We start from the raw sequence: 26,443 nt of genomic DNA on the forward strand, positions 1-26,443 counted from the left end.
CCGTATTTTACAAGGAGGTATACATATGAAAAAATACTTATCAATACTTCTGTTATTTATTTTTATTACAATTCCAATAGGAGAAGTAAAAGCAAAGGATACAAAGATAGAGGGGTTAGATTTAAATTGCAAGTCTGCACTTTTGATGGAGTTCAGCTCTGGTAAAATTATTTTTGAAAAAAATCCCCATGAAAAGCTGGCACCAGCAAGTGTTACAAAGATTATGACTATGCTTTTAGTTATGGAAGCAGTAGATAGTGGTAAAATAAAATTAACTGATAAGGTTACTGTAAGTGCAAATGCTAAAAGTCTTGGCGGAAGCACTATGTGTCTTGATGAAGGTGAAATAAGAACAGTTGAAGAATTACTTAAAGGGGTAGCCATTGCATCTGCCAATGATGGAGCTCTAGCTCTAGGAGAGTTTATAGGGGGTACAGAAGAAGAATTTACAAAATTAATGAACGAAAGGGCTAAACAGCTTGGTATGAATGATACTCATTTTGTAAATTGTTATGGATTCTATGATCCTAATCATTATACTTCGGCATATGATATAGCAATTATGTCAAGGGAGTTATTAAAACATAAAAAGATACTTAATTATACGACTATTTGGATGGAAACTATTTCTGAAGGCAGAAAGGAACCAATAACCTTAGCTAATAGAAATAAATTGGTAAGGTTTTATAAAGGATGTGACGGACTAAAAACTGGTTATACAAGTGAGGCAAAATACTGCATTTCAGCTACTGCAAAACGAGGAGATATTAGATTTATCTCTGTTATATTAGGAGCCGACACCTTAAAAAATAGAAATTATCAGGCATCAAAGCTTTTAGATTATGGTTTTGCTAAATATGAGAGTGCCAAATTTGTTACTGCAGGGGAAGCTATACAGGATTTAAAACTGTCAAAGGCAAAGCCAGACGCTGCAAAGGCAATTGCAAAGGATGATATTAATTTAATTTATGAAAAGGGTAATAAGCCTAATGTGCAGAAAAGAGTTGAGGTATTTCAGGATGTTAAGCTGCCTCTGAAAAAAGGCGATGTTGTAGGTATAGTAAAGGTTGTGGATGGAGAAAAAATATTAGGAAAAACTGAATTAGTTATTGATAGGGATGTTAACAAGATGAGTTTAGCTGACTCAATCAAAAAAGTTGTAAAAAATTGGTTGAATTTAAAATAAAAGATATAGAGGGGCTGTCGTACTAGCAACAAGAATTGCTAAGATGACAGCCTTTTTAATATTGCAACTAAAACTTTGGAATTTTAAAAAGTAATGGTATAATATTATTCGCAGGAAGGTGATTAAATGCCTTGGATAGATGACTATGAGATAATAAAAAAAATAAGCAGGATTTGCAACTCATTAGGTGTTGAGGTATATCTGGTAGGTGGAGCTGTAAGGGATTTATTACTTGGAATAAATCCAGTTGATTTTGATTTTTCATGTGTAGTCTCTGAAGAAAAGCATAGGGAAGTTACTGAAAAATTGTCACAGGCGCTATCATGTGAGCTGATTTATAACAGCCATTACTGTACAGGAAAGTTGTTGTGTGAGTGGGATGTTGATTTTGTAATGGCAAGAGATGAGGTTTATAAAAAGGCAGCCAGTGTACCAGAAATTAAATCATCAACTATATTTGATGATTTAAAAAGAAGAGATTTTTCAATCAATTCAATTGCAGTTTCATTACAAAACAAGACATATGGCGATATTATAGATCCCTTTCAAGGTGTAGAAGACTTAAAGAAAAAGAAAATAAGAGTTCTTCATAATCAGAGTTTCAGGGATGATCCAACCAGAATATTCAGAGGGATAAAATATGCATCGAGGTTTGGTTTTGAATTTGATGAAAAAACAAGGTGTTTAATATGTAATGCTGTTGAAAACGGTTTTATTAATCACTTAAGTGGAGAAAGAATAAAACAGGAACTCATTAGTTTACTTAACGAAAAGAATTTACGTGCAGCAATTAAATTTGTGGATGAGTTTAAAATATTAGATTCAGTAACAGGTTGTAGTGTTAGTATAAATTTAGATATATCTCAAGATATATTTAAGGAGTTAAAGGATAATGAAAAATTTGCAGCAATTCTTTTTGATAACAATGAAGGGTTTTTAATAGAAATACAAAAAAAGCTCTCTTTAGGAATGGAATTTTTAAACTATTCAGGGAAACTTAATGGATTGAAAAATTGTCTGCAGGAGAAAGATGAAGTCCTGTATAGATATATCTTAAAGAATTTAAAAGGTGTAAACAAAAAGTTAATAGAAGCAGTTTTTCAAAGGGAGCCAAGGGTTGGAGTATTTTTAGAAAATATAGATAAGATAAAAATTGATATTAAAGATATTATGAAAATAGCAGAAGCTCAACGAGATGAATTTATTCTGAATAAAAAGATAGAAAGTTTGATAATTTTATCAAAGGGAGGAAAAAATGGATTTATTTGATTTTAATATAAGTGAAGTGATTACAAGGGCAATTGTTGTAATTATCTCTCTGACAGTTCATGAATTTTCCCATGGACTGGCATCGAAGATTCAGGGAGATAAAACACCAGAGGAATATGGAAGACTGACTTTAAATCCCGCTGCACATATAGATCCTGCAGGACTTATATCTTTGATGATATTTAAGTTTGGATGGGCCAAGCCAGTTCCAATTAGTTCATATAATTACAAAAATAAAAAAGCAGGTATTATTATAACATCCATAGCTGGACCAATATCCAATTTATTATTGGCTTTTTTTACAGTAATTACAATTGGAAAAGCAAATCCACAGGATCAATTTATACAGTCATTTTTATTAGAATTATTCTGGATAAATATCAACCTTGCAGTGTTTAATTTATTACCAATTCCACCACTAGATGGGTCAAAGATTTTTGCAGAAATTTTTGGTGGTAAGATAGCAGAGTTTATATATAAAATTGAAGGAAAAGGTACAATTATATTGTTTCTTTTGTTGTGGCTGGAACCTGTAAGGAATATACTTTTGATTATGATGATATATGTAAATAATATAATTGTTGATTTAGCAAAAATTTTTATATAAACAGGTGAAAATATGGGATTAGAAATAAAAATTGATATATTTGAAGGTCCGTTAGACCTTCTTTTACATTTAATAAAAAAAGCGGAAGTTGATATATATGATATACCTATATCCGAGATAACAAATCAGTACATTGAGTATTTAAAAGCAATGGAAGAACTTGATCTTGAAATTGCCAGTGAATTTTTAGTTATGGCAGCAACCTTATTAGAGATAAAATCAAAGATGCTTCTTCCAAGGAAAAAAAGCGAGGACGAAACTGCAATAGATGAGGATCCAAGGAAAGAACTTGTGGAAAAGCTTGTAGAATACAAAAAATATAAAGAATTTGCTGAGACTCTAAAAAGTATAGAAAATAACAATACGATATACTTTAAACCGCCGGATATTATTGATGATATTGATAATGACGAAATATTTTTTAAAAATATTACCTTAGATAATTTAATGAGTGCTTTCAAGAAGGTTGTCACTTCCTATGAAAATAAATTTAACAACAGAAGTGATATTCCTAAAATAATTGACCATGATAAATATAAAATTGAGGAAAAGATGGAAGAAATAAAAGAGATATTACGTAAAAAAGGTAGAATAACCTTTGAGGTGTTTTTTGAAAAAGCTGAATGTAAGCTAGAATTAATCGTAATTTTCCTTGCTATGTTGGAGCTGATTAAAGAAAAAGTTATAAGAATATATCAACTAGAAAATTTTGGAGAGATAATTTTAGAAGGGCAGGAAGAGTTATGGAGGATTTCTTAAAGGAGCTTGGTTTGATTGAAAATAATGAAAGAATAAAGGGGATTATTGAAGCAGTTCTTTTTGCTTCTGGAGACCCGATTTCAATAAAGCTTTTAGCTGAAATATTAGATTTAAATGAAAAAAAGGTAAAGAAAATAATAGAAGAAATGGTTGAAGAATACTCAAAAGACTCCAGAGGTTTATATTTAATTGAATTCAACGACAAAGTTCAAATTTCAACAAAGCCTGAATATGGAGAATACATTAAAAGATTAATTAAGCCAGGGGGAAGGCAGAATCTTTCTCAGGCGGCAATTGAAACACTTGCAATAATTGCATATAAACAGCCTATTACTAAAATGGAAATTGATGAAATCAGAGGTGTCAGAAGTGATAGGGCTATCACCACTCTCTTAGAAAGAGGGTTGATAAAAGAAGGTGGAAGACTGGAAACCACAGGAAGGCCAATATTGTACTGTACAACAGATGACTTTCTGAAATACTTTGGATTTAAAAATATTGATGAATTACCAGAATTAATTGAATTTAATATTGATTATGAGGAAGAATAAAATACGTAAGTGTATTTTATTCTTTTTTTTGAGGTGTAACAGATGACCATTATTTTGGTAATATTAATAATTATTGTCTTGTTTTGTGTGATGAATATTAGAATAGTAGTTGAATTTCAAAGAAAGAGGCTGGACTTTCTATTAATACTTTATGGTTTTATCAAAATAAAAATTAAGACAATAGATTTTAACAAGCCCTCTAAGAAGGGGAAAAAAATCCGAAAAAAATTAAATTTTCAAAGGGATAAATTCATTGAATTTATTAAATTAACTTTGCAAAATTTTAAATATTTTATTTCTAAGTGTGAACTTAGAACAAATATTAAATTAGATTTGGGTCTTTCTTCTCCAGATAAAACTGCTTATGTTTTTGGATTAATAAATTTTTTTGTTTACGGAAGTGAAAATATCCTAAGATATTATTTTAAAAACTACAGTGGTAAATATGAAATATATCCAGATTTTAAGAATAAAAAATTGACCTATGCGGGAAATATAACTATATCGGTATATTTTATTCCTTTATTGTTTTTTGTGTTTAGACAATCAAAAATAATCTTCAAATACAGAAATTATTTATTTAAAAAGGAGGAAAAGAACTATGTCAAATCATCCAATAGAGGGCTTAATGAAAACAACAATGGATAGCTTAAAAGAAATGATTGATGTCAATACAATAGTTGGGGATCCAGTAAAACTTGGAGATGATGGAGTAATAATTCCAATATCAAAGGTTAGTATAGGCTTTGCATCAGGTGGTACTGAATTTTCAAATACCAACAGTCAATCAGAGGAAGACTATAGCAGTAAATTCCCATTTGGAGGAGGAAGTGGAGCTGGTGTTTCTGTTCAGCCAGTAGCCTTCTTGGTAGTAAATAAAGATCAGGTGAAGCTTCTCCCAGTGGACGAGGTAAATTCAATTGAGAGAATTATTGATTCAATACCTGATTTTGTTGAAACTATTGCAAAAATGTTTAAAAAGAACAATGAAAATAAGGAAGATAAAATTGAAAATACAATAAAAGCTGATGAATTTTAATATTTTAGCCTGTAGAATTTAATTGATAAATATAATTCTGCAGGCTAAAATATTTTTATAGGACTAAAGAAGGGAAGATATTTATGGAACTTAAGGAAGCTGTTGAAAAAATATGGGAAAATAGAAAATATACTCCTAAGGATATAAAGGAGGCTGTCAGCCATTTAAATGAAGAAGTTGCTGAGGCTATGAAAGCACTTATGAAGGGTGAAAAGGAAAAAGCAAAAAGGGAACTGGAAGATGCTTTATCCTGTATGTTCATAGCGATAAAGATGTATGATATGGATATTGATGAGGCTGTTAAAAACCAGCTTCATATGATGAAAATAAAGACTGAAAAAGTTATGGTCTTTAAAAAGGATAAGGTTGAGATTTTTGTCAACGGTAAGTTAAAGGGTGGATGGACAATATGGGGAGAAGAAGATTTGAGGGAAGCAGAAAAAATGGCAAAGGATTTTAATTGTACAGTGATTTATGAGGATTAGATTTTAAAAAACTGCTCATAATATCTTTAGATTTATTATGAGTGGGTGATGAAATGAAAAGATGTTTTGTTATTATTTTATCCTTTTTTATTTTATTTTCAGGGATAGCTTATGCAAGTAAGGGCAGTAATGTTAATCTAAAATGTGTTTCAGGTGTTGTAATTGATCAAAATTCCGGAAGGGTACTGTACTCAAAAAATGGAAACAAGATATTACCAATGGCAAGTACAACAAAGATAATAACTGCAATAGTGGCATTAGAAAGAGGAAATATTAATGATGTTGTGATTGTCTCAGGTAAGGCTGCATCTGTATCAGGTTCACAGGCAGGTCTTAAAGCAGGTGAAAAAGTAAAGCTTGAAGAACTCCTGTATGGTCTTATGCTTCGCTCAGGGAATGATGCTGCTGTTGCCATAGCTGAACATATAGCAGGAAGTACAGAGGATTTTGCAAAGCTTATGAATGATAAAGCTATGGAGCTTGGTGCATATAGTACCAGTTTTATAACACCACATGGTCTGGATGCAGAAAACCATTTTACAACAGCAGAGGATTTAGCAAGAATAACAGCCTATGCAATGAAAAATGAGTTTTTTGCAAAAATATCTTCAACAAAGGAAATTTCATCAGGGGTAACAGGAAAGTTTAATAGAAGTTATTCTAACATCAATAAATTTTTATATAGGATTGAGAATTCCGATGGAGTTAAAACTGGTTTTACTGGTAAAGCTGGAAAGTGTCTTGTTGCATCGGTGAAACATAATTATGGAAGATATATATGTGTAGTTTTAAACAGTGATGACAGATGGAAGGATGCAGAAAAACTTATAAGGTATGCAGAGGATAATTATAAGTTTGTCAAAATCATGGATAAAGGGGAACCAATAAAGCGATTTAGAGTTTACGGAGGAAATGAGAGATACGTCTTAGGCAATGTGGAGTCAGATTTATATTTACCTTTACTTCCAAGTGAATATAACAGTTTTAAGACTGATATTTATGCACCATCTGTTCTTTTTTCTCCAACTAGAAAAGGAGAGGTAATAGGGAACATAGTCGTTGAATTAGACGATAAAATAATTGCAAAATATCATATTTATAGTGATAGAACTGTAAAGAGAAAAAATTTTATGGAGCTTTTGAGGGATATAATGATTAAGTAGGTATACCATTTTGGTATACTATTTTTTTTGTAACAAAAAAGTATTTTGCTGAATAGTCTAAATATATGGGGAAAGGAGGTTTACACAAGTGTTTAGGTATATAGATTGTGCTGATTATGGAAGTGAATTTTGTCCTTGCTCATTAGCAGAAAGAGGAGAATGTATTATATGTTCACAGCTTAAAAATCAAAAGTTCTGTGATTGTCTTAACTGGAAGGGAACCTGTGTCTACCAGGAATTTATATGGAACAATGAAAAAAGTAAAAAAAGCAGAGAGTACAGAAAGTTCAGGATAGTTGAGAAGAGGTACCTCAGGGAAGATTTAATTCTTTTGAAGATAAAAGTTAATCAGGGACTTGCAAGGGAGTTATGTAACATAGGAGCCTTTGTATTTTTAAAACCTGAAAGAGACATAGAGGCATATAGTACACCAATATCAATTATGGAAAGCGATATTATAAACAATATTATTACAGTGGTATTTAAAATAGAAGGAGTAAAAACAAAGGCATTAAAAGAGTGTGATAAAGAGATTATGGTAAAAGGGCCATATTGGAATGGAATTCAAGGAAAAAAATATATAGAAGATTTAAAAAACAAAAGCTGTTTAATTATTGGCAGAGGAGTTGCTTTAGCACCGGCAGTGCTGGCTGCAAAAAAAATGATAAACAACAAAAATAACGTATATGTAGTTTTAGACAGAGGTAGAAGTGAAGAACATTTTACAGAAAGTTATTTTAAATCCTATGGTTGTGTAGTAAAACCAACAAAAATCTGTAATATGAACAAGTATATTTTAGATGATACCCGGGAACTTTTACAGCATTTATTAAAGAAATGGAATTATGAAGTTGTACTAAGTGCTGGAAATGATGATTTTCACAGACTTATTTTAAATTATATTCACAATCTGGATCCTTATATAAAATTTGCCACGGTAAACAATAGCACAATGTGTTGTGGGGAAGGAGTTTGTGGAAGTTGTCAATTAAGAGGAAAAAATAATGAGATTATAAAAACCTGCAAACAGCAATTCAATCCATTAGAAGTATTCGGTGAGGAGTTGAATAGTAAATGAAGGTTATTGTTATAGGTGGGGGATGGGCAGGATGTGCAGCTGCTCTTCAGGCAAAAAAATCTGGAGCAGATGTTATGCTTCTGGAAAGGACAGATATGCTTCTAGGACTTGGTAATGTCGGCGGTATAATGAGAAATAATGGGCGTTTTACTGCTGCAGAAGAATTAATTGACCTTGGAGCAGGGGATTTAATTGATATAACAGATAGATGTTCCAGACATAAAAACATTGATTTTCCTGGCCATAAACATGCCAGTTTATATGATGTTACGAAGGTTGAACCAGAAGTTAGAAGATATCTTCATAATAAGGGTATAGAAATAGTGCTTCAGGCAAGAGTTGTGGATGTTGATATGGAAAATAAGTCAATAAAAGGGATATACCTTCATGATGGAACACTTGTTGATGGAGATGTGTTTGTTGAAACTACTGGCTCTACTGGACCTATGGGCAATTGTTTAAGATATGGAAAAGGTTGTTCTATGTGTATATTAAGATGTCCTTCCTTTGGGCCGAGAATTAGTATTAGTCAAAGAGCAGGTGTTGAAGATCAGCTTGGTATGAAGGGAGACGACAGCTTTGGAGCAATGAGTGGATCCTGCAAATTAAATAAGGATTCATTATCTGAGGAAATAAGGGATATTTTAAATAGAGATGGAGTATTTGTTACAAGCATACCACCTGAGGACGTTAATATGGATAAATTGAATATTAAGGTTTGTCAGCAATATGCACTTAAGGAGTTTGCAGAAAATATCATTTTACTTGATACAGGTCATGCAAAATTAATGACAAGTTATTACCCATTAGAAAAATTAAGAAAGATTCCTGGTTTTGAAAATGCAAGGTATGAAGACCCATATTCCGGAGGAAAATCCAATTCAATAAGGTATTTATCTGTGGCACCTAGAGATAATGCTTTAAAAGTAGATGGAATCGATAACCTCCTTTGTGGCGGTGAAAAAAGTGGTCTTTTTGTTGGGCATACTGAGGCTATTACAACAGGAACTCTGGCAGGATTCAATGCAGTAAGGATAGGTATAGGATTAAGACCTGTTGAACTACCGGTATCACTTGCAGTTGGAGATATAATAAATTATGAAAAGGAAATGCGAAAAACTCCAGAGGGATTAAAAAATAGATATACATTTGCAGGTGCTAACTATTTTGCAAGAATGAAGGATTTAGGTTTGTACACAACAAACATTTCTGAGATAAAGGAAAGGGTTAAAAATCTTAATTTAACTGATTTTTTTAATGAGAAACTAATTTAAAAAATAAATCTCACATAATGGGCTGTGCACAAATTAATTAGTGCACAGCCCTCTTTTGCATAAATAAATATATAAAAATTTTATAAATAACTTTTTTGTTATTTTGTTGATGATATTTATTTGTTCTATATCTATTATTTGATGAATATATTTAGTATGGCCAAAAAACAATTCAGAAAAATATTTGTGAGGGGTACATATGGGGGAAAAATTTTTAGAAATGGGTATAAGCAAAAGAGATGTGAATTTATTTCACAAAGGAAGAAATTACAGCTGTTATAAATTTATGGGTGCACATCATACCAATGAAAATGGAGTGGAAGGCTATAGATTTACAGTATGGGCACCTAATGCACTAAATGTAAGTGTGTTAGGGGATTTTAACAGTTGGAATGGAAAAAATCATAGGATGAAAAAAATAAATGCCAGTGGGATATGGAGTATATTCATCCCAGAATTAAGTTTTGGAGAAATATATAAATATGAAGTAGTAACAAAAAATGGAGATAAAAAATTAAAGTCGGATCCATATGCTTTTTTCTCAGAAAAAAGACCTAATACAGCATCAATTACTTTTAACTTTAAAAAATATGTCTGGAGAGACGAAGCCTGGATTGATAAGCGGCGTAAAGCAAACATTAAACAAAGTCCCCTTAATATTTATGAGCTGCATTTAGGCTCATGGAAAAGAAACAAAAAAGGGGAATTTTTAAATTATAAGGATTATGCCAGATTAATACCAAGATATGTTAAATATATGGGATTCAGCCATATTGAAATTATGCCTTTAATGGAGCACCCGCTAGATGATTCATGGGGTTATCAGGTTACAGGCTATTATTCACCTACAAGTAGATTTGGAAATCCTGATTCTTTAAAGTATTTTATTGATTGTTGTCATAGAGAGGGTATTGGAGTAATACTGGATTGGGTTCCAGGACATTTTTGTAAAGATGAACATGGACTATACAGATTTGATGGTACACCTCTATACGAATACAAGGAAGAAAATAGATGTGAAAATCGTGGCTGGGGAGCAGCTAATTTTGATTTAGGCAAACCAGAAGTAATAAGCTTTCTAATTTCCAACGCATTATTTTGGTTAAAGGAATATCATATAGATGGACTTAGGGTAGATGCAGTAGCAAATATGTTGTATTTAGACTATGATAAAGGCCCAATGGAGTGGACTCCTAATGAATATGGTGGCAATGAGAATATAGAGGCAATAAAGTTTTTACAGCATTTAAATGAAGTTGTTTCAAAGGAGTGTCCTGATGTTTTTATAATTGCGGAAGAGTCAACAGCTTGGCCAAAGGTAACTGGAAAAGTAAGTCAAGGAGCTTTGGGCTTCAGTTTCAAATGGAATATGGGCTGGATGAATGATATGTTGAACTATATACAAATAGATCCTATCTATAGAAAGTATAATCATAAGCTGGTAACCTTTTCGATGATGTATTCATATTCTGAAAATTTTATCCTTCCTATATCCCATGATGAAGTTGTACATGGTAAAAAATCCCTCATTGATAAAATGTGGGGAGATTATTGGAATAAATTTGCAGGTCTCAGGGCTTTTCTTGCATATATGTACTGTCATCCAGGGAAGAAAACTTTGTTTATGGGATGTGAATTTGCCCAGTTTATTGAGTGGCGCTTCAATGAAGGTCTTGAGTGGCATTTATTAAGATTTGAAATGCACAAAAAAATTCATTATTATGTGAAAACATTAAACGATTTTTACAAAAATCATAGAGCTTTATGGGAATTAGATTTTGATGTAAAAGGATTTCAATGGATAGATGCAGATAATCAAAATCAGAGCATAATAATTTTTATGAGAAAAGCAAGAAATATAAAAGATACACTAATTATAGTCTGTAACTTTACACCAAAGGTCTATTACGATTACAAAATAGGAGTACCATTTTTAGGAACATATAGAGAAGTACTAAATACTGATAGTAGGGAATTTGGTGGCTCTGGTCAAATAATGGGGGAAATATTATTTTCCCAAAAGGAGAGATGGCACAATCAGGAGCATTTTATAAAAATAAAGGTTCCGCCAATGGCTACATTAGTTTTAGGTATTGAAAATATAGATGAAGATTAATAAAGTGGGGGTAATTACAAAATGAAGAAGGAAATTATAGCTATGCTGCTTGCGGGCGGTAAGGGAACACGTTTAGGCCCTTTAACTAAAAAACTGGCAAAGCCTGCAGTTTATTTTGGGGGAAAATATAGAATTATTGATTTTCCATTAAGTAATTGTGCAAATTCACATATAGATATCGTTGGAGTTCTTACACAGTATGAATCAATATTGTTAAATTCCCATATAGGCGTTGGTGCCAACTGGGGGTTAAATACGTTGAAAGGTGGAGTGACTATATTACCACCAAGGGAAACGGAGCAAGGTGGTCAATGGTATAGGGGTACTGCTGATGCTATATATCAAAATATAGATTTTATAGATAATCATAATCCGGAAAATGTACTTATTTTGTCAGGAGATCATATATACAAAATGGATTATTCATTAATGCTGGACTTTCATACTGAAAAAGAAGGAGATGCAACAATAGCTGTTATCGAAGTACCAATAAAAGAGGCATCAAGATTTGGAATAATGAATACTGATGAAACCAACAGAATATGTGAGTTTGAAGAAAAACCTCAATATCCCCAAAATAATCTAGCTTCAATGGGAATCTATATATTCAAGTGGAGTGTATTGCGGGATTTTTTGTGTGAGGATGCAAAGGATAGCCAATCAGAACATGATTTTGGAAAAAATATTATTCCAAAGATGTTGCATGAGGGAAAAAGAATGTTTGCTTATAAATTCAACGGTTATTGGAAGGATGTAGGAACTATTGAAAGTCTTTGGGAAGCAAATATGGATTTATTAAAGGATGATAACAGTTTAAACTTATATGATAATAATTGGAAAATATATACTGATAATGTAGAGTGTTTACCTCAATATGTATCTAATGATGCAGTGATTAAAAACTCCATAATAAGTCAGGGAAGCATGATATACGGTGAGGTTCACAATTCAATAATATTTTCAGAAGTATACATCGGAAAGGGCACAAAAGTTGTGGATTCTGTAATAATGCCTAAGTCTAGAATTGAAGACGGAGCAATTATTGAAAAATCTATAGTGGACAGTGAAGTAGTTATAAATAAGAACTCAAAGATAGGCAATAAAGATGGTAAAGAAATATTTTTAATAAGCCAGTGTGAAACAGAGGAAATATAAGTTTTTGGGGGAAGAAAAAAATGAGGGATGCAATGGGAATTATAAATTTACATGATACAAGTAATGGACTTTTAGAGTTGACAAATCATAGACCAGTTGCAGCTATACCCTTTTTAGGAAGGTATAGAATAATCGACTTTGCATTATCTAACATGGTAAACTCGGGTATTGTTAACATTGGAATATTCATACAGGAAAAACCTAGACCATTGACGGAGCATCTTGGTACAGGAGCTGCCTGGAATTTAGATAGAAAAAAAGATGGGTTGTTCGTTTTTTATCCTTATTATAATTCCGCAAACAGTATGTATATGACTGAGATGCGAAGCTTTAGAGAAAATATAGAATATATAAAGAAAAGCAATCAAAAATATGTGATAATATCTCCTAGTTACATGATTTGTAATATAAATTATAGCGATGCCTTAAATTATCATAGAAAAACTGGGGCAGACATAACAATAATCTATAAAAAAATAAATGATGCCAATGTTAATTTTTTAAATTGTCAAAGCTTAGAAATAAACAATGAAGGCAGAGTAATTGGGTTTTCAACTAACATGGGAGAGAAGAGTGAAAAAAATATCTCTATGGAAATGTATATTATGAAAAGAGAATTCCTTCTCCAGTTAATAAATAAGTCCTCCCAATTAAGCATCTTATATTCATTAAAAGATACAATAAATTGCTTCTGCAAAGAAATTAACATAAATGTCTTTGAACATAGTGGATATTTGGAATGTATAAACTCTATAAAGACATATTTTCATAAGAGTATAGAACTGCTGGATGTAGAAAAGACCAAACAATTGTTTAAGAAAGAATCACCAATTTACACAGTTACAAAGGATAATCCACCAACAAAATATGGAAAGAATGCTATAGTTAAGAATTCATTTATTGCAAATGGGGCTGTCATCGAAGGTGTTGTAAAAAATAGTATTATTTTCAGAGGGGTAAAGATAGGAACAGGAGCAGTTGTTAAAAACTGCATAATTATGGGAAAATGTGTTATTGCAGAAGGGGTATATATGGAGAATACTATAGCAGATAAACATACGGTGATATCCCGGGTTAAGAAAATCATTGGTTATTATGATGAACCAATAGTGCTTGAAAAGAATAGTATAGTTTAGGAAGGGGAGAAGGAGAAATGAAAGTTTTATTTGTTGCTTCTGAATGTGAACCCTTTATTAAGACAGGTGGACTTGGTGATGTGGTTGGAGCCCTTCCAAGATATCTTTGCAGGTTAGGAATTGATGCCAGGGTTGTAGTTCCCTTTTATAAGGATATTGAGAAAGAGTATGTATCTAAATTAAGCTTTGTTAAGAGCTTTAATGTAAATATGAATTGGCGAAATCAATATTGTGGTTTATATGAATATGTGCTGGATGGGGTTATTTATTATTTTATAGATAATAAATACTATTTTGATAGAGATAGAATATATGGTTTCTATGATGATGGAGAGCGCTTTTCTTTTTTTGACAGGGCAGTTTTGGGAATGCTTAAGGAAATAGAATATAAACCTGATGTTATACATTGTAATGATTGGCATACAGGTATGATTCCTGTGTTATATAAAAATGAATTTTCAACAGATGATTTTTATAAAGATATAAAAACTGTTTTTACAATACATAACATAGCTTATCAGGGAATATTTCCACCAGAGATATTAAAAGACTTGCTAAATCTTAATGAAGACTTATTTTATAATGGCAGTCTTGAATTTTATGGCTGCAGTAGCTTTATGAAGGGTGGAATAAATTATTCTGATTGTGTTACTACGGTAAGTAAAACCTATGCAGAAGAGATTAGAACCCCTGTCTTTGGAGAGAAACTAGATGGATTATTGCGAACTAAAGGTGACAATCTTAAAGGAATTATAAATGGGATTGACTATAGTGTATATAATCCAGAGGAAGATAGCTTTATTTATAAAAAATTTGGGTTAATCTCATTAGAAAAAAAGAAGGAAAATAAACTTATGCTTCAGAGGGAGTTAGATCTTCCAATAGATAGTGAAATTCCCTTATTTGCAATGGTTTCAAGATTAGTCAGGCAAAAAGGCATCAATCTTTTAATACAAATAATTGATAAACTTATGGAAAAACAAATTCAATTGGTTATATTAGGTACTGGTGAAAAGGAATATGAAGATCATTTTAGAAATCTGGAAATACGCTATCCAGATAAAGTATCAGCAAATATCTATTTTGATGATATATTAGCACATAAAATTTATGCTGGTTCTGATATATTCTTAATGCCCTCATTATTTGAACCATGTGGTTTAGGACAGTTAATTGCCCTAAGATATGGAAGTATACCTATTGTCAGGGAAACAGGAGGGTTAAAAGATACAATTATTTCATATGATGAGACTACAGGTGTGGGAAATGGTTTTAGCTTTGGACCATACAATGCCCATGACTTTTTATATACAATTGAAAGAGCTTTAAGCTTTTATAATGACAAGAGAGTATGGAACAAAATTATCTATCAGGCTATGACTACTGATAACAGCTGGGAAAAATCGGCATCAGAGTATTTAAATATATATAAGAGCTTATTAAACATTAAATGAAAATGACTTAATAGAGAATTGGGGGTTGGTCTTGTTTTGTGCTTCTTAGATAAAGAAAGTTTTAAAAAGGATTATGAAGAGAAGTTCTCAGAATTATTTGGTATAGAACTTAGTGAAGGTACTGAATACAATAAATATGAGGCATTAGGGAGTTTAATAAGGGATTATATTGCTAAAATGTGGATTAATACTGAGAAAATATATCAAAAGAGTGGGGTTAAGCAAATATACTATTTTTCAATGGAGTTCCTCCTGGGGAGACTTTTAGTTTCAAATTTAATAAACTTAGGTATAAGAGAAATTTGCCAGGAAGCACTTAATGACATAGGTATAGATTTAAAGGAGCTTGAGGAATTAGAGCATGACCAAGGGCTAGGAAATGGAGGGTTAGGGAGGCTTGCAGCATGTTTTTTGGATTCAATGGCATCCTTAGGAATCCCAGGCCACGGATGTGGAATAAGGTTTAAATATGGTTTTTTTGAACAGAAAATAATTGGTGGTAATCAGGTTGAATATCCTGATAATTGGCTAAAGGACAATAATGTCTGGGAAATCAGGAGGGCAGATAAAGCTGTAGTTGTAAAGTTTGGTGGGACAGTTAATATGGAGAAAAGTGAAGGAAGGCTTATTTTCACCCATGTTAACTATGAACCAGTGCTGGCAGTTCCATATGACACGCCTATTGTTGGGTATAAAAATGGTGTTGTTAACAATTTAAGACTTTGGAGTGCAGAACCTCTAGGAAAGGAAATTGATTTTTCATATTTCAGAAAAGGTGACTTTTTAAAGGCAATGGAGTATAAAAATTCTATTGAAGCCATATCTCAAGTCTTATATCCAGATGATAGTTTTGAGGAGGGGAGAATTCTAAGACTTAAGCAGGAGTATTTTCTTGTTTCTGCTGGGATACAGAGAATAGTTAAAAATTATAAAAAAGCAGGTCATAATATAAGGGATTTTCATGAAAAAATTGCCATACACATCAATGATACACATCCAGCCCTGGCAATTCCAGAACTTATGAGAATCTTAATGGATGAAGAAGGATTAGGATGGGATGAGGCTTTTATGATTACAGAGCATACTATATCCTATACTAATCATACAATCCTTTCTGAGGCAATGGAAAAATGGCCTGTGGATACATTTAAAAGCCTTCTTCCCAGAATATATATGATAGTAGAAGAACTAAACGAAAGATTCTGCAGAGGCCTTTGGAATGAGTATACAGGTCAGTGGGATAAGATTTCTAGAATGGCAATAATATCTGATGGGTATGTAAGGATGGATCGCCTGGCTATTGTAGGTAGTCACAGTGTAAATGGGGTAGCAAAAATCCATACAGAAATATTGAAGAAAAAAGTTATGGCGGATTTTTACTATTATACTCCCCATAAATTCAACAATAAGACTAATGGTATATCTCATAGAAGGTGGCTTATACAAGCTAATCCTGATTTAACTTCACTTTTAAAGGAAACAATAGGGGATAGTTTTATTAATCATCCAACTGATATAAATTATTTTCAAAAATATGCAGATGATCCTACAATTCATCAAAGGCTTTATGATATTAAAAGAAGTAATAAATTAAAACTTTGTGATTATATTATGAAAACGTGCAATATTAAAGTTGATCCAGATTCACTTTTTGATGTTCAAATTAAGAGGATTCATGCATATAAAAGACAGACCTTAAACGCATTTCATATTATGGATTTATATAATAGGTTAATTGAAAATCCAGATTTAGATATTCAGCCTAGAACATTTATTTTTGCAGGGAAGGCTGCACCATCTTATTATCTGGCAAAAAAAATAATCACATTGATTAATAGATTGGCTGAAAAAATAAACAATGATGCTAGAGTTAAAGATAAAATAAAAGTGGTATTTTTAGATAACTACAGAGTTTCTTTAGCTGAAAAAATCATACCCGCAGCTGACCTAAGTGAACAGATTTCCACTGCAACTAAGGAGGCTTCAGGAACTGGAAACATGAAATTTATGATGAATGGAGCATTAACAATAGCAACATTAGATGGTGCCAACATAGAAATAAAGGATTTAGTTGGGGAAAACAATATGTTTATCTTTGGTTTAAAATCAGAAGAAGTATTGAAGTATAGTCAATATGGAGGATATAGCCCTGTAGAAATTATGAAAGAAGATGACAGAATAAGAAGGATATCACAGGATTTAATAAATGGAATGTATTCCAGTGATTTTAGTGACTTTTTAGCCATATATGATTCATTGTATAAGTATAATGATGAATATTTTGTCTTAAAGGATTTCAGTTCTTATGTTGATGCCCAAGCTGAAGTGGATAAAGTGTATAGAGATTTTAATAAATGGTACAAAATGGTTGTTATTAATATTGCTAACTCTGGAACTTTCTCCAGTGATAGAACAATAAAAGAGTATGCCACTGGTATCTGGGGATTAAGGTACCCTGACAATATATTAAATGAAGGGTGAGATTATATGGATGAATTTTATGTTTTCCATAATTCTCAGGACATATATTATAGAAATCCCTTTGGAGCCGTAAAATGCGGCTCCAAGGTTTTTATAAGGATAGAGGCAGAAGGGTGTAGCGAAGCTACTCTGGTAATTTCAGATATAAATGAAAATTTAGTTGCCATTCCTATGGATTTCTCTAAAGGGAAAGAATTTATTAAGGGGGAAAATCCAAGTACAGTTAAGGAATTTTGTGTGGAATTAAATTTGAAAGAGATAGGAATATATAATTACTATTTTATTTTAAAGAAAAACACCAGTTATTTTTATTATGGCAACAATAAAGATAAACTTGGTGGTGTTGGAGAGTTGTATCCTTCAAACCCTAAAGCCTATCAAATTACTGTTTATAAGGATTTTAAAGTTCCAGAATGGTATAAAGAAGGAATTATGTATCAAATATTTCCGGATAGTTTTTATAGGGGTGAACCTTCATCTGGTACATTGTTTAATAAGAAAAATGCTTTAATTTATAGTAATTGGTTTGATGAACCTATATATATAAGGGACGAAAAGGGCGAAGTAATCAGGTGGGCTTTTTATGGTGGAAACTTAAAGGGTATTATTTTAAAACTCCCCTATCTGAAATCATTAGGGGTAAGTATACTGTATTTAAATCCTGTTTTTGAGTCTTCCAGTGTTCATAGATATAATACTGGAGATTATTTAAAGATAGACTCAATTTTAGGTGATGATGATGATTTTAAGGAATTGTGTAAAGTTGCATTAGATAATGGAATTCGTATTATTCTGGATGGAGTTTTTAATCATACAGGTGATGACAGCATATATTTTAACAAATATTTAAATTATGATAATGTTGGTGCATATCAGGGACATGAATCGGTATATTTTAAATGGTATAATTTTAATAATTTTCCTGATGAATATGACTGCTGGTGGGGGATAAAATCTTTGCCAAGTGTCAATGAGCTTGAACCAAGTTATATGGATTTTATATTATACTCTGATAAATCCGTTATAAAAAAATGGATGAAATTAGGTGTCAGCGGTTGGCGACTTGATGTGGCAGATGAATTGCCAGATGAATTTATAGAAGCTTTAAATAAAAAGATAAAGGAATTAAAAAGTGATGGAGTAATTATAGGTGAAATATGGGAGGATGCATCAAATAAAGTCAGTTATAATGTTAAAAGAAGATATCTACTAGGAAATGAATTAGATTCAGTTATGAATTATCCATTCAGGGAAGGGGTAATAGATTTTTTCACAGGAAAAATAGATTCTTTTATGTTTAGAAGAAAAATGATGAGTTTATACGAGAATTATCCAAAGGAATCCTTTTATTCCAATATGAACTTACTTGGAAGTCATGATACAGAGAGAATATTTACTATTTTATATAATTATACATGTAATAAAGAAGTAGCGATAGGATTATTAAAATTAGCATCCTTATTGCAGATGTGTTTTCCAGGAGTTCCATGTATATATTATGGGGATGAAGCAGCTTTAGAAGGAGGGAAGGATCCTCATAACCGAAAGGCTTTTCCATGGGGTAAGGAAAATTTAAATCTATTAGAATGGTATAAAGCTATCACTTCATTGAGGAACAGATTCCTTGTTTTTAAAAGGGGAGATTTTCAATTTATAGATTTACATGAGGATATAATTTGCTTTGAGAGGAAGTATTTAGATGAGAAGGTAATAGTATTACTAAATAGAAACGTAACAGAATCCGTTGATATAGAATTTAAACCTTGCTTTAAGGGATTACGGGAAATAGAAGATATATTATTTAATAACAAAAACTTTATCATAAATGATGGCTATATTAAATTGAGTATAAAGCTTACAGGGAATGATATTAAGATTGATAAAATAAATTAATTTTGTATGAAATATATGAAAAATAGAGTTAAATTACCAAAAATGTGCTATAATTGATTTGAATTAACTAGGTTTTTATATTCAATTTTCTAGATGCAAAGGGGTGGAAAGATGAGAAAAAATATCTTAACAGGTGTTATAGTTATATTCCTGGTTATGATATTTGGAACGATTATAACTTTTAACAATATTAAAGCAAAGGGTATTTACGATGTCATTTTAGAACCCTTCAGGGCAGAAACTGAAAATATTTATAATCAATCATTAGAAGCAGCAAAGAATAAAAGTGATGGTAAAATTGATGAATCTATTTTGGTTAAAGTAGCTGATAGAGAATTTAAAAGGATTTACGAAAACAACCCTAAAATGAAGGATTATTGCAGCATTAAAGAAGTTTCCCTTAATCCTAAGATTAAAGAAAAAGACAAGGATGCTTTGCAGGTACAGTTAGTTTTAAAAATAAATTCAAATGCTAAGAAATATTTACGTAAAGAAGAGGTAACTTTCAACTTACCTGCTGTAAGTACAAATCAATAAAAAACTAAAGGACCAACTCGTAACACCTTATAGATGTTCTGAGTTGGTCCTTTAAAGTACGATTATTTTATTGTGTGTTTAACATATTTGAGCCCAGACTTCCGATAAAAGATGAAAGTAGTTGCAGAAGACGGTTTATCTGTGCAGGGGATAGAGTAGTTGTTGAAGTCAATTTAAGATTCTGTAATTCAAGTTGCAGGTTGACACCAAGAAGGGTAATGTTTATTGGGGTAGGTATTGAAAGTGAAAGTATTTCATTTGTAGTTGGATTTTCGCTGAGGTTTTGTATTGGTTGTTGCAACAGATGCTGTTGAATCTGTTGAAGTTGTTGCTGAAGTTGTTGATTTGGATCACTCTGGGCGTTTATTCCATTGAAATTATTTAAGTTCATATTATCCCTCCTAAAGGCACTTATAATATAGAATATGTACAATGTTTTTTTAAAGTGCAATTATGGTAACAAATTTTAAATTTCATTATATCATATTAGAAACAGTTACATTTGTAGTTCTAAATGCTATGATGTATAATCTAAAAAGTAAATATAAATAACGTTGAGGTGAAAATATGCAGGAAAGACTACAAAAATATATGGCAAGATGTGGTGTTGCATCAAGGAGAAAATCTGAAGAGCTTATTACTGAAGGTAAAGTTAAAATAAACGGAGTAGTAGTAAAGGATGTTGTACTTATCGATACAGATAAGGATGTTATTGAAGTAAATGGAAAAATCATAAGACCTGAGGAAAACAAAGTTTACATAATGCTAAATAAGCCAACAGAGGTGATTACATCAGTTAAAGATCAGTTTAATAGAAAAACTGTTTTAGATATTGTAAAAGCGGATGAAAGATTATTTCCAGTTGGAAGGCTTGATTATGATACCTCTGGGTTACTAATATTAACAAACGATGGAGAGGTAACCTACAGAATGACTCATCCTTCACACGAAATAGATAAGGTTTATGTTGCAGAAGTACTTGGTATACCTACAGATGAGGAGATGGAGTTATTTCGAAGGGGACTTAAAATTGAAGATTATATAACATCCCCTGCAGAAATTAAGATAATTAAATTTTCTTTGGACCGAAAGAAAGCAACTCTTGAGATAACTATACATGAGGGAAGAAATAGACAAGTCAGAAAAATGTGTGAAAAAATCAATCATCCTGTATTAAAGTTAAAGAGGGTGAAAATTGGACAGTTGTCATTAGGTGATCTAAAAGAGGGCGAATGGAGATACCTTAGTAAAGCTGAAGTTGAATATTTAAAGTCTATTTAATTGGGATTTGTATAAATTTAAATGGTTACTTATAGAAGTATTGTTCATTTAATTGTTTTTTATTGAATAATTATAAATAATGGTAGAACATTGATTTTAAAAAGGGGGGTATTGCTGATATGCTCTATATACAGCTCCTTGAAAGGATGTCTTTAATAGCTCTTGTAGCATATATTTTTAGTCACACAAAGCTATTCAGGGTTATCATAAAAGAAAAGGTTCCATTAAAAGATAAGATTCTTATTATAATATTTTTCAGCATTTTTGCTATTATCGGCACTTACACTGGAATTAACATTAAATATGAAGCTTTAGCTAACACCAGGCCAATTGGAGCCATTATGGCTGGATATTTAGGGGGACCAATTGTTGGAATGATTGTTGGAGCAATAGCAGGATTTCATAGATATACCTTAGGAGGATTCACAGCATTAGCCTGTGGTGTTGCAACCGTCTTAGAAGGTCTTATAGGAGGCAGTGTTAAAAAATTTTTCAATAAAGGCCAGTATAATATGTTAATAGGCTTCTTCTCAGGAGTATTGGCAGAAGTTTCACAGATGATAGTTATATTATTGTTATCAAAGCCATATGAAAGGGCAGTGGAGTTAGTAAAATTGATTGGACTGCCGATGATTTTGATTAATTCACTTGGTGTTGTAGTATTTATAAACATAATAAAAAATACAAATGAACAATTTAATAGGATTCGAGCAAATTATTCACAGAAGGCATTATCAATAGCAAGACAGACAATAAGCTATATGAGAAAAGGTTTTAATAAGGATACGGCTGATAGTGTTGCAGGGATTGTATATGAAGTATCTAATCTGCCAGGTGTCTTCATTGGTGATAATGAAAAGATTTTAACATATTATGGAGACACTGAGGTTGACTTAAATGTATTAAATTCAGGTTTAATTGAGTATTTTAAAAAGCCTTATAGCGGAGTTATAGAGATTCAAGGCATGAATTTTTATTGTTCTCCTCTTTACATCAGGGATAATGATTTTCAAGGGGTTATAGGTGTTAAATTCTATGAGAACAGCGAGAGTAAAAGCTACTTTATAGAGTTTTGCAGGGAGATGGCTGAGCTTCTGTCTACTCAGATTGAACTTTATAAGCTTAATAAGATTGCTAATGCTGCTTCTATAGCTGAATTAAGGGCATTAAGAGCACAGATTCATCCACATTTTCTCTTCAATGCACTAAATACTATATCCTCATTTTGCAGGACTAATCCTTTAAGAGCCAGAGAACTAATTCTTGATTTATCTAATTATTTTAGAAAAACTCTGAATAGAACTGATGATTTTATTCAGTTGTCTGAGGAAATAGATTTAATAAATTCCTATTTATCAATTGAAAAGGCGAGATTTGGAGATAGACTTAAACTATACATTGACATTCCTGAAAAACTATTAACAATGAAGGTACCAATTTTTGTGATACAACCCTTGGTTGAAAATGCGATTAAGCATGGTATTTCTCCAAAGGCTTTAGGAGGTACAATACTTATTAAAGCACAGGAAAGTGGGAATGAAGTTGTTTTTTCTGTTGAAGATACAGGAATAGGTATGTCAAGGGATAGGTACGATGAGGTTGTTTCAACTTGGCCAGGGGTAGGATTAAAAAATGTTAACGATAGGTTGAAATTACTCTATGGTGAACAAAGTATACTAAATATAGAAAGTTCAATAGAAGAGGGGACAAGGGTTATATTCAAGATTCCAATGGAGGTGCACAATGGGATTAATAACATGTATGATAATTGAAGATGAAGTTCCAGCAATTGAAGAATTAAAGTATTTGCTTTCAAAACATGAAAATATTAAGCTTTTAGGAACAGCACTAGATGGTGAATCAGGTCTTCAGATGGCAAAAAAATTGTTACCTGATGTGGTTTTCCTTGATATTAATATGCCTGTTAAAAATGGAATTGAGGTTTCAAAAGAGCTTAAGGAAAACTATGATACTGATATTGTTTTTATAACTGCATATGAGGAACATGCAGTTAAGGCCTTTGAAATAGATGTTGTTGATTATGTGTTAAAACCTTTTAGTGAGGAAAGAATAAACAAAACAGTTGCAAGACTACAGGAAAGATTGAGATTTAAAAAGGAAAATAATGAGGATTTTAAAAAACAGGTAAAAAACATAATTAAAGAACTCCATACTAATGAAAATACTATTAAAAAAATTCCTTGTGAATTAAATGGAAAGACTATTTTAATTGATGTTAAGGATATTTGTTTATGTTTTACTGAGAATGAAAAAACCTATGTCAAGACTAAAGAAAAGCAGTTTCTGACAAATTATATGCTTCATGAATTAGAGGGAAAAACGGGTTTTTTTAGGGCACATAGAAGTTATATTGTTAATTTAAACAATATAAAGGAATTATACCCATGGTTTCATGGCACATATAAGCTTATTATTAATGATGATAACAATACTGAAGTACCTGTAAGCAGGAGTAATGTAAAAAGAATGAAGGAACTTCTTGGATTATGACAATGCAATTCAGGATTTAAAATTTGCAATACAACTGCTAAAAAACGCATTTCACCCATCGAGAATAGTCAGAAAATTATAAAAATGATATTATAAGGACAAACATTATCATATACAAAGGAGAGGGTGAATATGTATTCATTTTTAGGTGGAATTCTTGTTCTCATCTTAGGTTATTTTATTTATGGAAAGTATATTGAGAAGAATTTCGGTGTTGAGGAAAATAGGCAGACCCCAGCTTATGAACTTCAAGATGGTGTTGATTACGTACCTATGGCAACATGGAAGGTTTTTCTTATTCAACTTTTGAACATAGCAGGGTTAGGCCCAATTTTTGGAGCAATACAGGGGGTATTGTTTGGACCTGCTGCCTTTATATGGATAGCTCTTGGAAGCGTCTTTGCAGGTGCTGTACACGACTATCTATCAGGAATGATTTCTGTAAGACACAAAGGTGCAAGTCTTTCTGAAATTCAAGGGATTTATTTAGGGAAAAAAGTACAAGCTGTTATGAGGGTATTTTCAATAGTTTTATTGGTCTTAGTCGGTGTAGTTTTTGTTACTGGTCCAGCTAAATTAATAGCTTCATTGACACCAGATGCTTTAAATTTAACTTTTTGGGTAGTGGTGATATTTATATATTATTTTCTTGCTACAATTCTTCCAATTGATGTTTTAATAGGAAACTTATATCCTTTATTCGGTATATCATTGGTTATTATGGCACTGGGAGTTGGTGGAGGAATTCTTTTCGGTGGATATCACATACCAGAAATAACTTTTACAAATATGCATCCTAAAAATCTACCTATATGGCCAATAATGTTTATAACAATTGCCTGTGGAGCTATTTCTGGCTTTCATGCTACACAATCACCTCTTATGGCAAGGTGTATGAAAAATGAAAAACTAGGTAGAAGAGTTTTTTATGGGGCAATGATTTCAGAAGGTCTTATCGCCATGGTATGGGCAGCAGCAGGAATTGCATTCTACAATGGGGTTCCAGGTTTAGCAGCTGTTCTTGCTAAAGCAGGCCCAGGAGGTGTAGTTTTAGAAATTACTAAATCACTTTTAGGACCTGTTGGTGGTGTATTGGCAATGTTAGGGGTTATTGCTTGTCCAATAACATCAGGTGATACGGCCTTCAGAGGAGCAAGATTAATGCTTGGAGATATGATAAGGTATAAGCAGGATAAGGTATCAAAAAGACTTATTCTTGCAGCTCCTTTATTCGCTGTAGGTATTGGACTTACATTTATAAATTTCGATATTATATGGAGATATTTTGCATGGGCTAACCAGACTTTATCAGTAGTTACACTTTGGGCAGCATCAGTTTATTTGTTAAAATATAAGAAAAACCACTGGGTATCTACTATCCCAGCTGTGTTTATGACGGCTGTTTCAGTAAGCTATATTTTACAAGCAAAGGAAGGTTTAAAGCTGGCAGGTTCAATATCTAACACTGCAGGTATTTTAGTAGCCCTTGGATTATTTGGATTATTTTTATCAAAGGGACAAAGCTACGCAGACAATATCGATATAAGTTGTTAGAAAAAATTCTAAATGTAACATTAAAAAAGTACTCATAAGAAAAATAAGCTAATCCAGTCAGCAGGATTAGCTTATTTTCTTGTTAGTATTTGGAGTTTTTCCTTTTATCTGTTTATCAATCAAGTCGCATGCGTGCCCCATAGGACAAACTTGGCACCAGCTTCTAGGTTTATAAATTATACCAATTATTATACCTACAATAAGAGAAAGAGTCATAAATCTAAATAATGAAAAAGCGATTTTATTAATATTACCACCTGAATGTATCATAGCAAACGTCAGCATTGTCGCCATTAGTGTTAACAAAATATTTTTAGCTGTCTTGGATCTAAGTGCATTAGGCAGTGGTCGATTTAATGATATATATTTCAGGAATTTACCTAGCAGGGATCCCCTAGGACAGTATTTTGAACAATGAATTTTACCTCTTCCCCTTAGTGCATGATATATTGGTGCTGTCATACAGACAATACCGAATAACCCAAAAATATGATTATAAAAAGATACAATTATAAATGTAACTAAAATAATCCAAGACCATCCTTGATGGCTTTTCTTACTCATAATCAACACCTCCATAAAAACTTTACATAAAAGAGTATACCCCATGGGGTATATAAGTCAATACCCGCAAAAAAATACAAAAATTTAGAATATACAGTTAATAAGGTCTAAAACAATGAAGAAAATTTATATAAATGGAATTGTAAAAAATATAATATTAGTGTATAATAACTATGTTTACGGGGTGTGGCGCAGATGGGAGCGCGCGTGGTTTGGGACCATGAGGTCGCAGGTTCAATCCCTGTCACCCCGACCAGAAGCTTAGCGTTTGCTAAGCTTTTTTTCATAATAAAGTTTTTGAGGTGTTTTTGATTAAATAACTTGTAAAATAGTACATGAGTGGAGGGTTG

24 protein-coding genes and 1 tRNA gene are annotated in these 26,443 nt (G+C 31.9%); 23 read left to right on the plus strand and 2 right to left on the minus strand.

What is annotated here, in order from left to right; all coding sequences use genetic code 11:
• Window positions 1-25 precede the first annotated feature (25 nt).
• The 18 genes from Q428_RS10900 (at window position 26) to Q428_RS10985 (ending at window position 20,183) form a co-directional block, all read left to right on the plus strand.
• Window positions 26-1,186 carry a D-alanyl-D-alanine carboxypeptidase family protein gene (locus Q428_RS10900; protein WP_035380928.1) on the plus strand — a complete coding sequence of 387 codons (1,161 nt, stop codon included), beginning with the start codon at window positions 26-28 and terminating at the stop codon, window positions 1,184-1,186.
• Window positions 1,187-1,312: 126 nt separating this feature from the next.
• Window positions 1,313-2,455, plus strand: coding sequence for a tRNA nucleotidyltransferase/poly(A) polymerase family protein (locus tag Q428_RS10905; RefSeq protein ID WP_035380881.1), 1,143 nt, complete (start codon window positions 1,313-1,315; stop codon window positions 2,453-2,455).
• Entirely contained in the window at window positions 2,442-3,062 is a 621-nt protein-coding gene (locus tag Q428_RS10910; protein WP_035380886.1) for a site-2 protease family protein, read from the plus strand. The genes Q428_RS10905 and Q428_RS10910 overlap by 14 nt, the downstream gene beginning before the upstream one ends.
• A 12-nt stretch (window positions 3,063-3,074) precedes the next feature.
• A complete protein-coding gene (locus Q428_RS10915; protein WP_035380888.1) occupies window positions 3,075-3,821 on the plus strand; it encodes a segregation/condensation protein A in 747 nt (248 codons plus the stop codon).
• A complete protein-coding gene (gene scpB / locus Q428_RS10920; RefSeq protein ID WP_035380890.1) occupies window positions 3,806-4,372 on the plus strand; it encodes an SMC-Scp complex subunit ScpB in 567 nt (188 codons plus the stop codon). Before Q428_RS10915 ends, scpB begins: the two co-directional genes overlap by 16 nt.
• Window positions 4,373-4,414: 42 nt before the next feature.
• On the plus strand, window positions 4,415-5,020 hold the full coding sequence (locus Q428_RS10925; RefSeq protein WP_035380892.1) for a hypothetical protein: 606 nt from the start codon (window positions 4,415-4,417) through the stop codon (window positions 5,018-5,020).
• Complete coding sequence (gene ytfJ, locus Q428_RS10930) at window positions 4,974-5,411, plus strand: GerW family sporulation protein (protein WP_035380894.1); 438 nt, start codon at window positions 4,974-4,976, stop codon at window positions 5,409-5,411. The genes Q428_RS10925 and ytfJ overlap by 47 nt, the downstream gene beginning before the upstream one ends.
• 83 nt (window positions 5,412-5,494) lie before the next feature.
• Entirely contained in the window at window positions 5,495-5,896 is a 402-nt protein-coding gene (locus Q428_RS10935; RefSeq protein WP_035380896.1) for a nucleoside triphosphate pyrophosphohydrolase family protein, read from the plus strand.
• A gap of 53 nt (window positions 5,897-5,949) precedes the next feature.
• Window positions 5,950-7,059 (plus strand): D-alanyl-D-alanine carboxypeptidase family protein, encoded by a 1,110-nt coding sequence (locus tag Q428_RS10940; RefSeq protein ID WP_035380898.1) that lies wholly within the window; start codon window positions 5,950-5,952, stop codon window positions 7,057-7,059.
• Between the two features lie 88 nt (window positions 7,060-7,147).
• Window positions 7,148-8,137, plus strand: coding sequence for a sulfide/dihydroorotate dehydrogenase-like FAD/NAD-binding protein (locus tag Q428_RS10945; protein ID WP_035380900.1), 990 nt, complete (start codon window positions 7,148-7,150; stop codon window positions 8,135-8,137).
• Complete coding sequence (locus Q428_RS10950; RefSeq protein WP_035380903.1) at window positions 8,134-9,411, plus strand: FAD-dependent oxidoreductase; 1,278 nt, start codon at window positions 8,134-8,136, stop codon at window positions 9,409-9,411. The genes Q428_RS10945 and Q428_RS10950 overlap by 4 nt, the downstream gene beginning before the upstream one ends.
• A 199-nt stretch (window positions 9,412-9,610) precedes the next feature.
• On the plus strand, window positions 9,611-11,527 hold the full coding sequence (gene glgB / locus Q428_RS10955; RefSeq protein ID WP_084478306.1) for a 1,4-alpha-glucan branching protein GlgB: 1,917 nt from the start codon (window positions 9,611-9,613) through the stop codon (window positions 11,525-11,527).
• A gap of 21 nt (window positions 11,528-11,548) precedes the next feature.
• Window positions 11,549-12,682, plus strand: coding sequence for a glucose-1-phosphate adenylyltransferase (locus Q428_RS10960; RefSeq protein ID WP_035380905.1), 1,134 nt, complete (start codon window positions 11,549-11,551; stop codon window positions 12,680-12,682).
• Between the two features lie 20 nt (window positions 12,683-12,702).
• Window positions 12,703-13,818, plus strand: coding sequence for a glucose-1-phosphate adenylyltransferase subunit GlgD (glgD, locus tag Q428_RS10965; protein WP_035380907.1), 1,116 nt, complete (start codon window positions 12,703-12,705; stop codon window positions 13,816-13,818).
• A 17-nt stretch (window positions 13,819-13,835) separates the two neighbouring features.
• On the plus strand, window positions 13,836-15,272 hold the full coding sequence (gene glgA / locus Q428_RS10970) for a glycogen synthase GlgA (RefSeq protein WP_035380909.1): 1,437 nt from the start codon (window positions 13,836-13,838) through the stop codon (window positions 15,270-15,272).
• Between the two features lie 36 nt (window positions 15,273-15,308).
• A complete protein-coding gene (locus tag Q428_RS10975) occupies window positions 15,309-17,753 on the plus strand; it encodes a glycogen/starch/alpha-glucan phosphorylase (RefSeq protein ID WP_035380911.1) in 2,445 nt (814 codons plus the stop codon).
• A gap of 6 nt (window positions 17,754-17,759) precedes the next feature.
• Window positions 17,760-19,646 (plus strand): alpha-amylase family glycosyl hydrolase, encoded by a 1,887-nt coding sequence (locus tag Q428_RS10980; protein WP_035380913.1) that lies wholly within the window; start codon window positions 17,760-17,762, stop codon window positions 19,644-19,646.
• 111 nt (window positions 19,647-19,757) lie between these two features.
• A complete protein-coding gene (locus Q428_RS10985; RefSeq protein WP_035380915.1) occupies window positions 19,758-20,183 on the plus strand; it encodes a hypothetical protein in 426 nt (141 codons plus the stop codon).
• 67 nt (window positions 20,184-20,250) lie between these two features.
• Here the strand turns inward: Q428_RS10985 and Q428_RS14625 are convergent, their stop codons facing one another.
• Complete coding sequence (locus Q428_RS14625) at window positions 20,251-20,574, minus strand: hypothetical protein (RefSeq protein ID WP_051515126.1); 324 nt, start codon at window positions 20,572-20,574, stop codon at window positions 20,251-20,253.
• Window positions 20,575-20,750: 176 nt separating this feature from the next.
• On the opposite strand from Q428_RS14625, the gene Q428_RS10995 reads away from it, so the two are divergent.
• The 4 genes from Q428_RS10995 (at window position 20,751) to Q428_RS11010 (ending at window position 25,529) form a co-directional block, all read left to right on the plus strand.
• Window positions 20,751-21,464, plus strand: coding sequence for a pseudouridine synthase (locus Q428_RS10995; RefSeq protein ID WP_035380918.1), 714 nt, complete (start codon window positions 20,751-20,753; stop codon window positions 21,462-21,464).
• 119 nt (window positions 21,465-21,583) lie between these two features.
• A complete protein-coding gene (locus tag Q428_RS11000; RefSeq protein ID WP_035380920.1) occupies window positions 21,584-23,236 on the plus strand; it encodes a LytS/YhcK type 5TM receptor domain-containing protein in 1,653 nt (550 codons plus the stop codon).
• Window positions 23,208-23,975, plus strand: a complete 768-nt coding sequence (locus Q428_RS11005) for a LytR/AlgR family response regulator transcription factor (RefSeq protein WP_035380922.1) — start codon at window positions 23,208-23,210, stop codon at window positions 23,973-23,975. Before Q428_RS11000 ends, Q428_RS11005 begins: the two co-directional genes overlap by 29 nt.
• A 132-nt stretch (window positions 23,976-24,107) precedes the next feature.
• Window positions 24,108-25,529, plus strand: coding sequence for a carbon starvation CstA family protein (locus Q428_RS11010; protein ID WP_035380924.1), 1,422 nt, complete (start codon window positions 24,108-24,110; stop codon window positions 25,527-25,529).
• 66 nt (window positions 25,530-25,595) lie between these two features.
• Here the strand turns inward: Q428_RS11010 and Q428_RS11015 are convergent, their stop codons facing one another.
• Window positions 25,596-26,093, minus strand: a complete 498-nt coding sequence (locus tag Q428_RS11015) for a 4Fe-4S binding protein (protein ID WP_051515127.1) — start codon at window positions 26,091-26,093, stop codon at window positions 25,596-25,598.
• Window positions 26,094-26,273: 180 nt separating this feature from the next.
• Between Q428_RS11015 and Q428_RS11020 the strand changes: the two genes are divergently transcribed.
• Window positions 26,274-26,349: transfer RNA gene (locus Q428_RS11020), tRNA-Pro, on the plus strand.
• The last annotated feature ends 94 nt before the right edge of the window (window positions 26,350-26,443 follow it).

The organism is Fervidicella metallireducens AeB (genome assembly GCF_000601455.1).
GTDB classification, from domain to species: Bacteria; Bacillota; Clostridia; order Clostridiales; family Caloramatoraceae; genus Fervidicella; species Fervidicella metallireducens.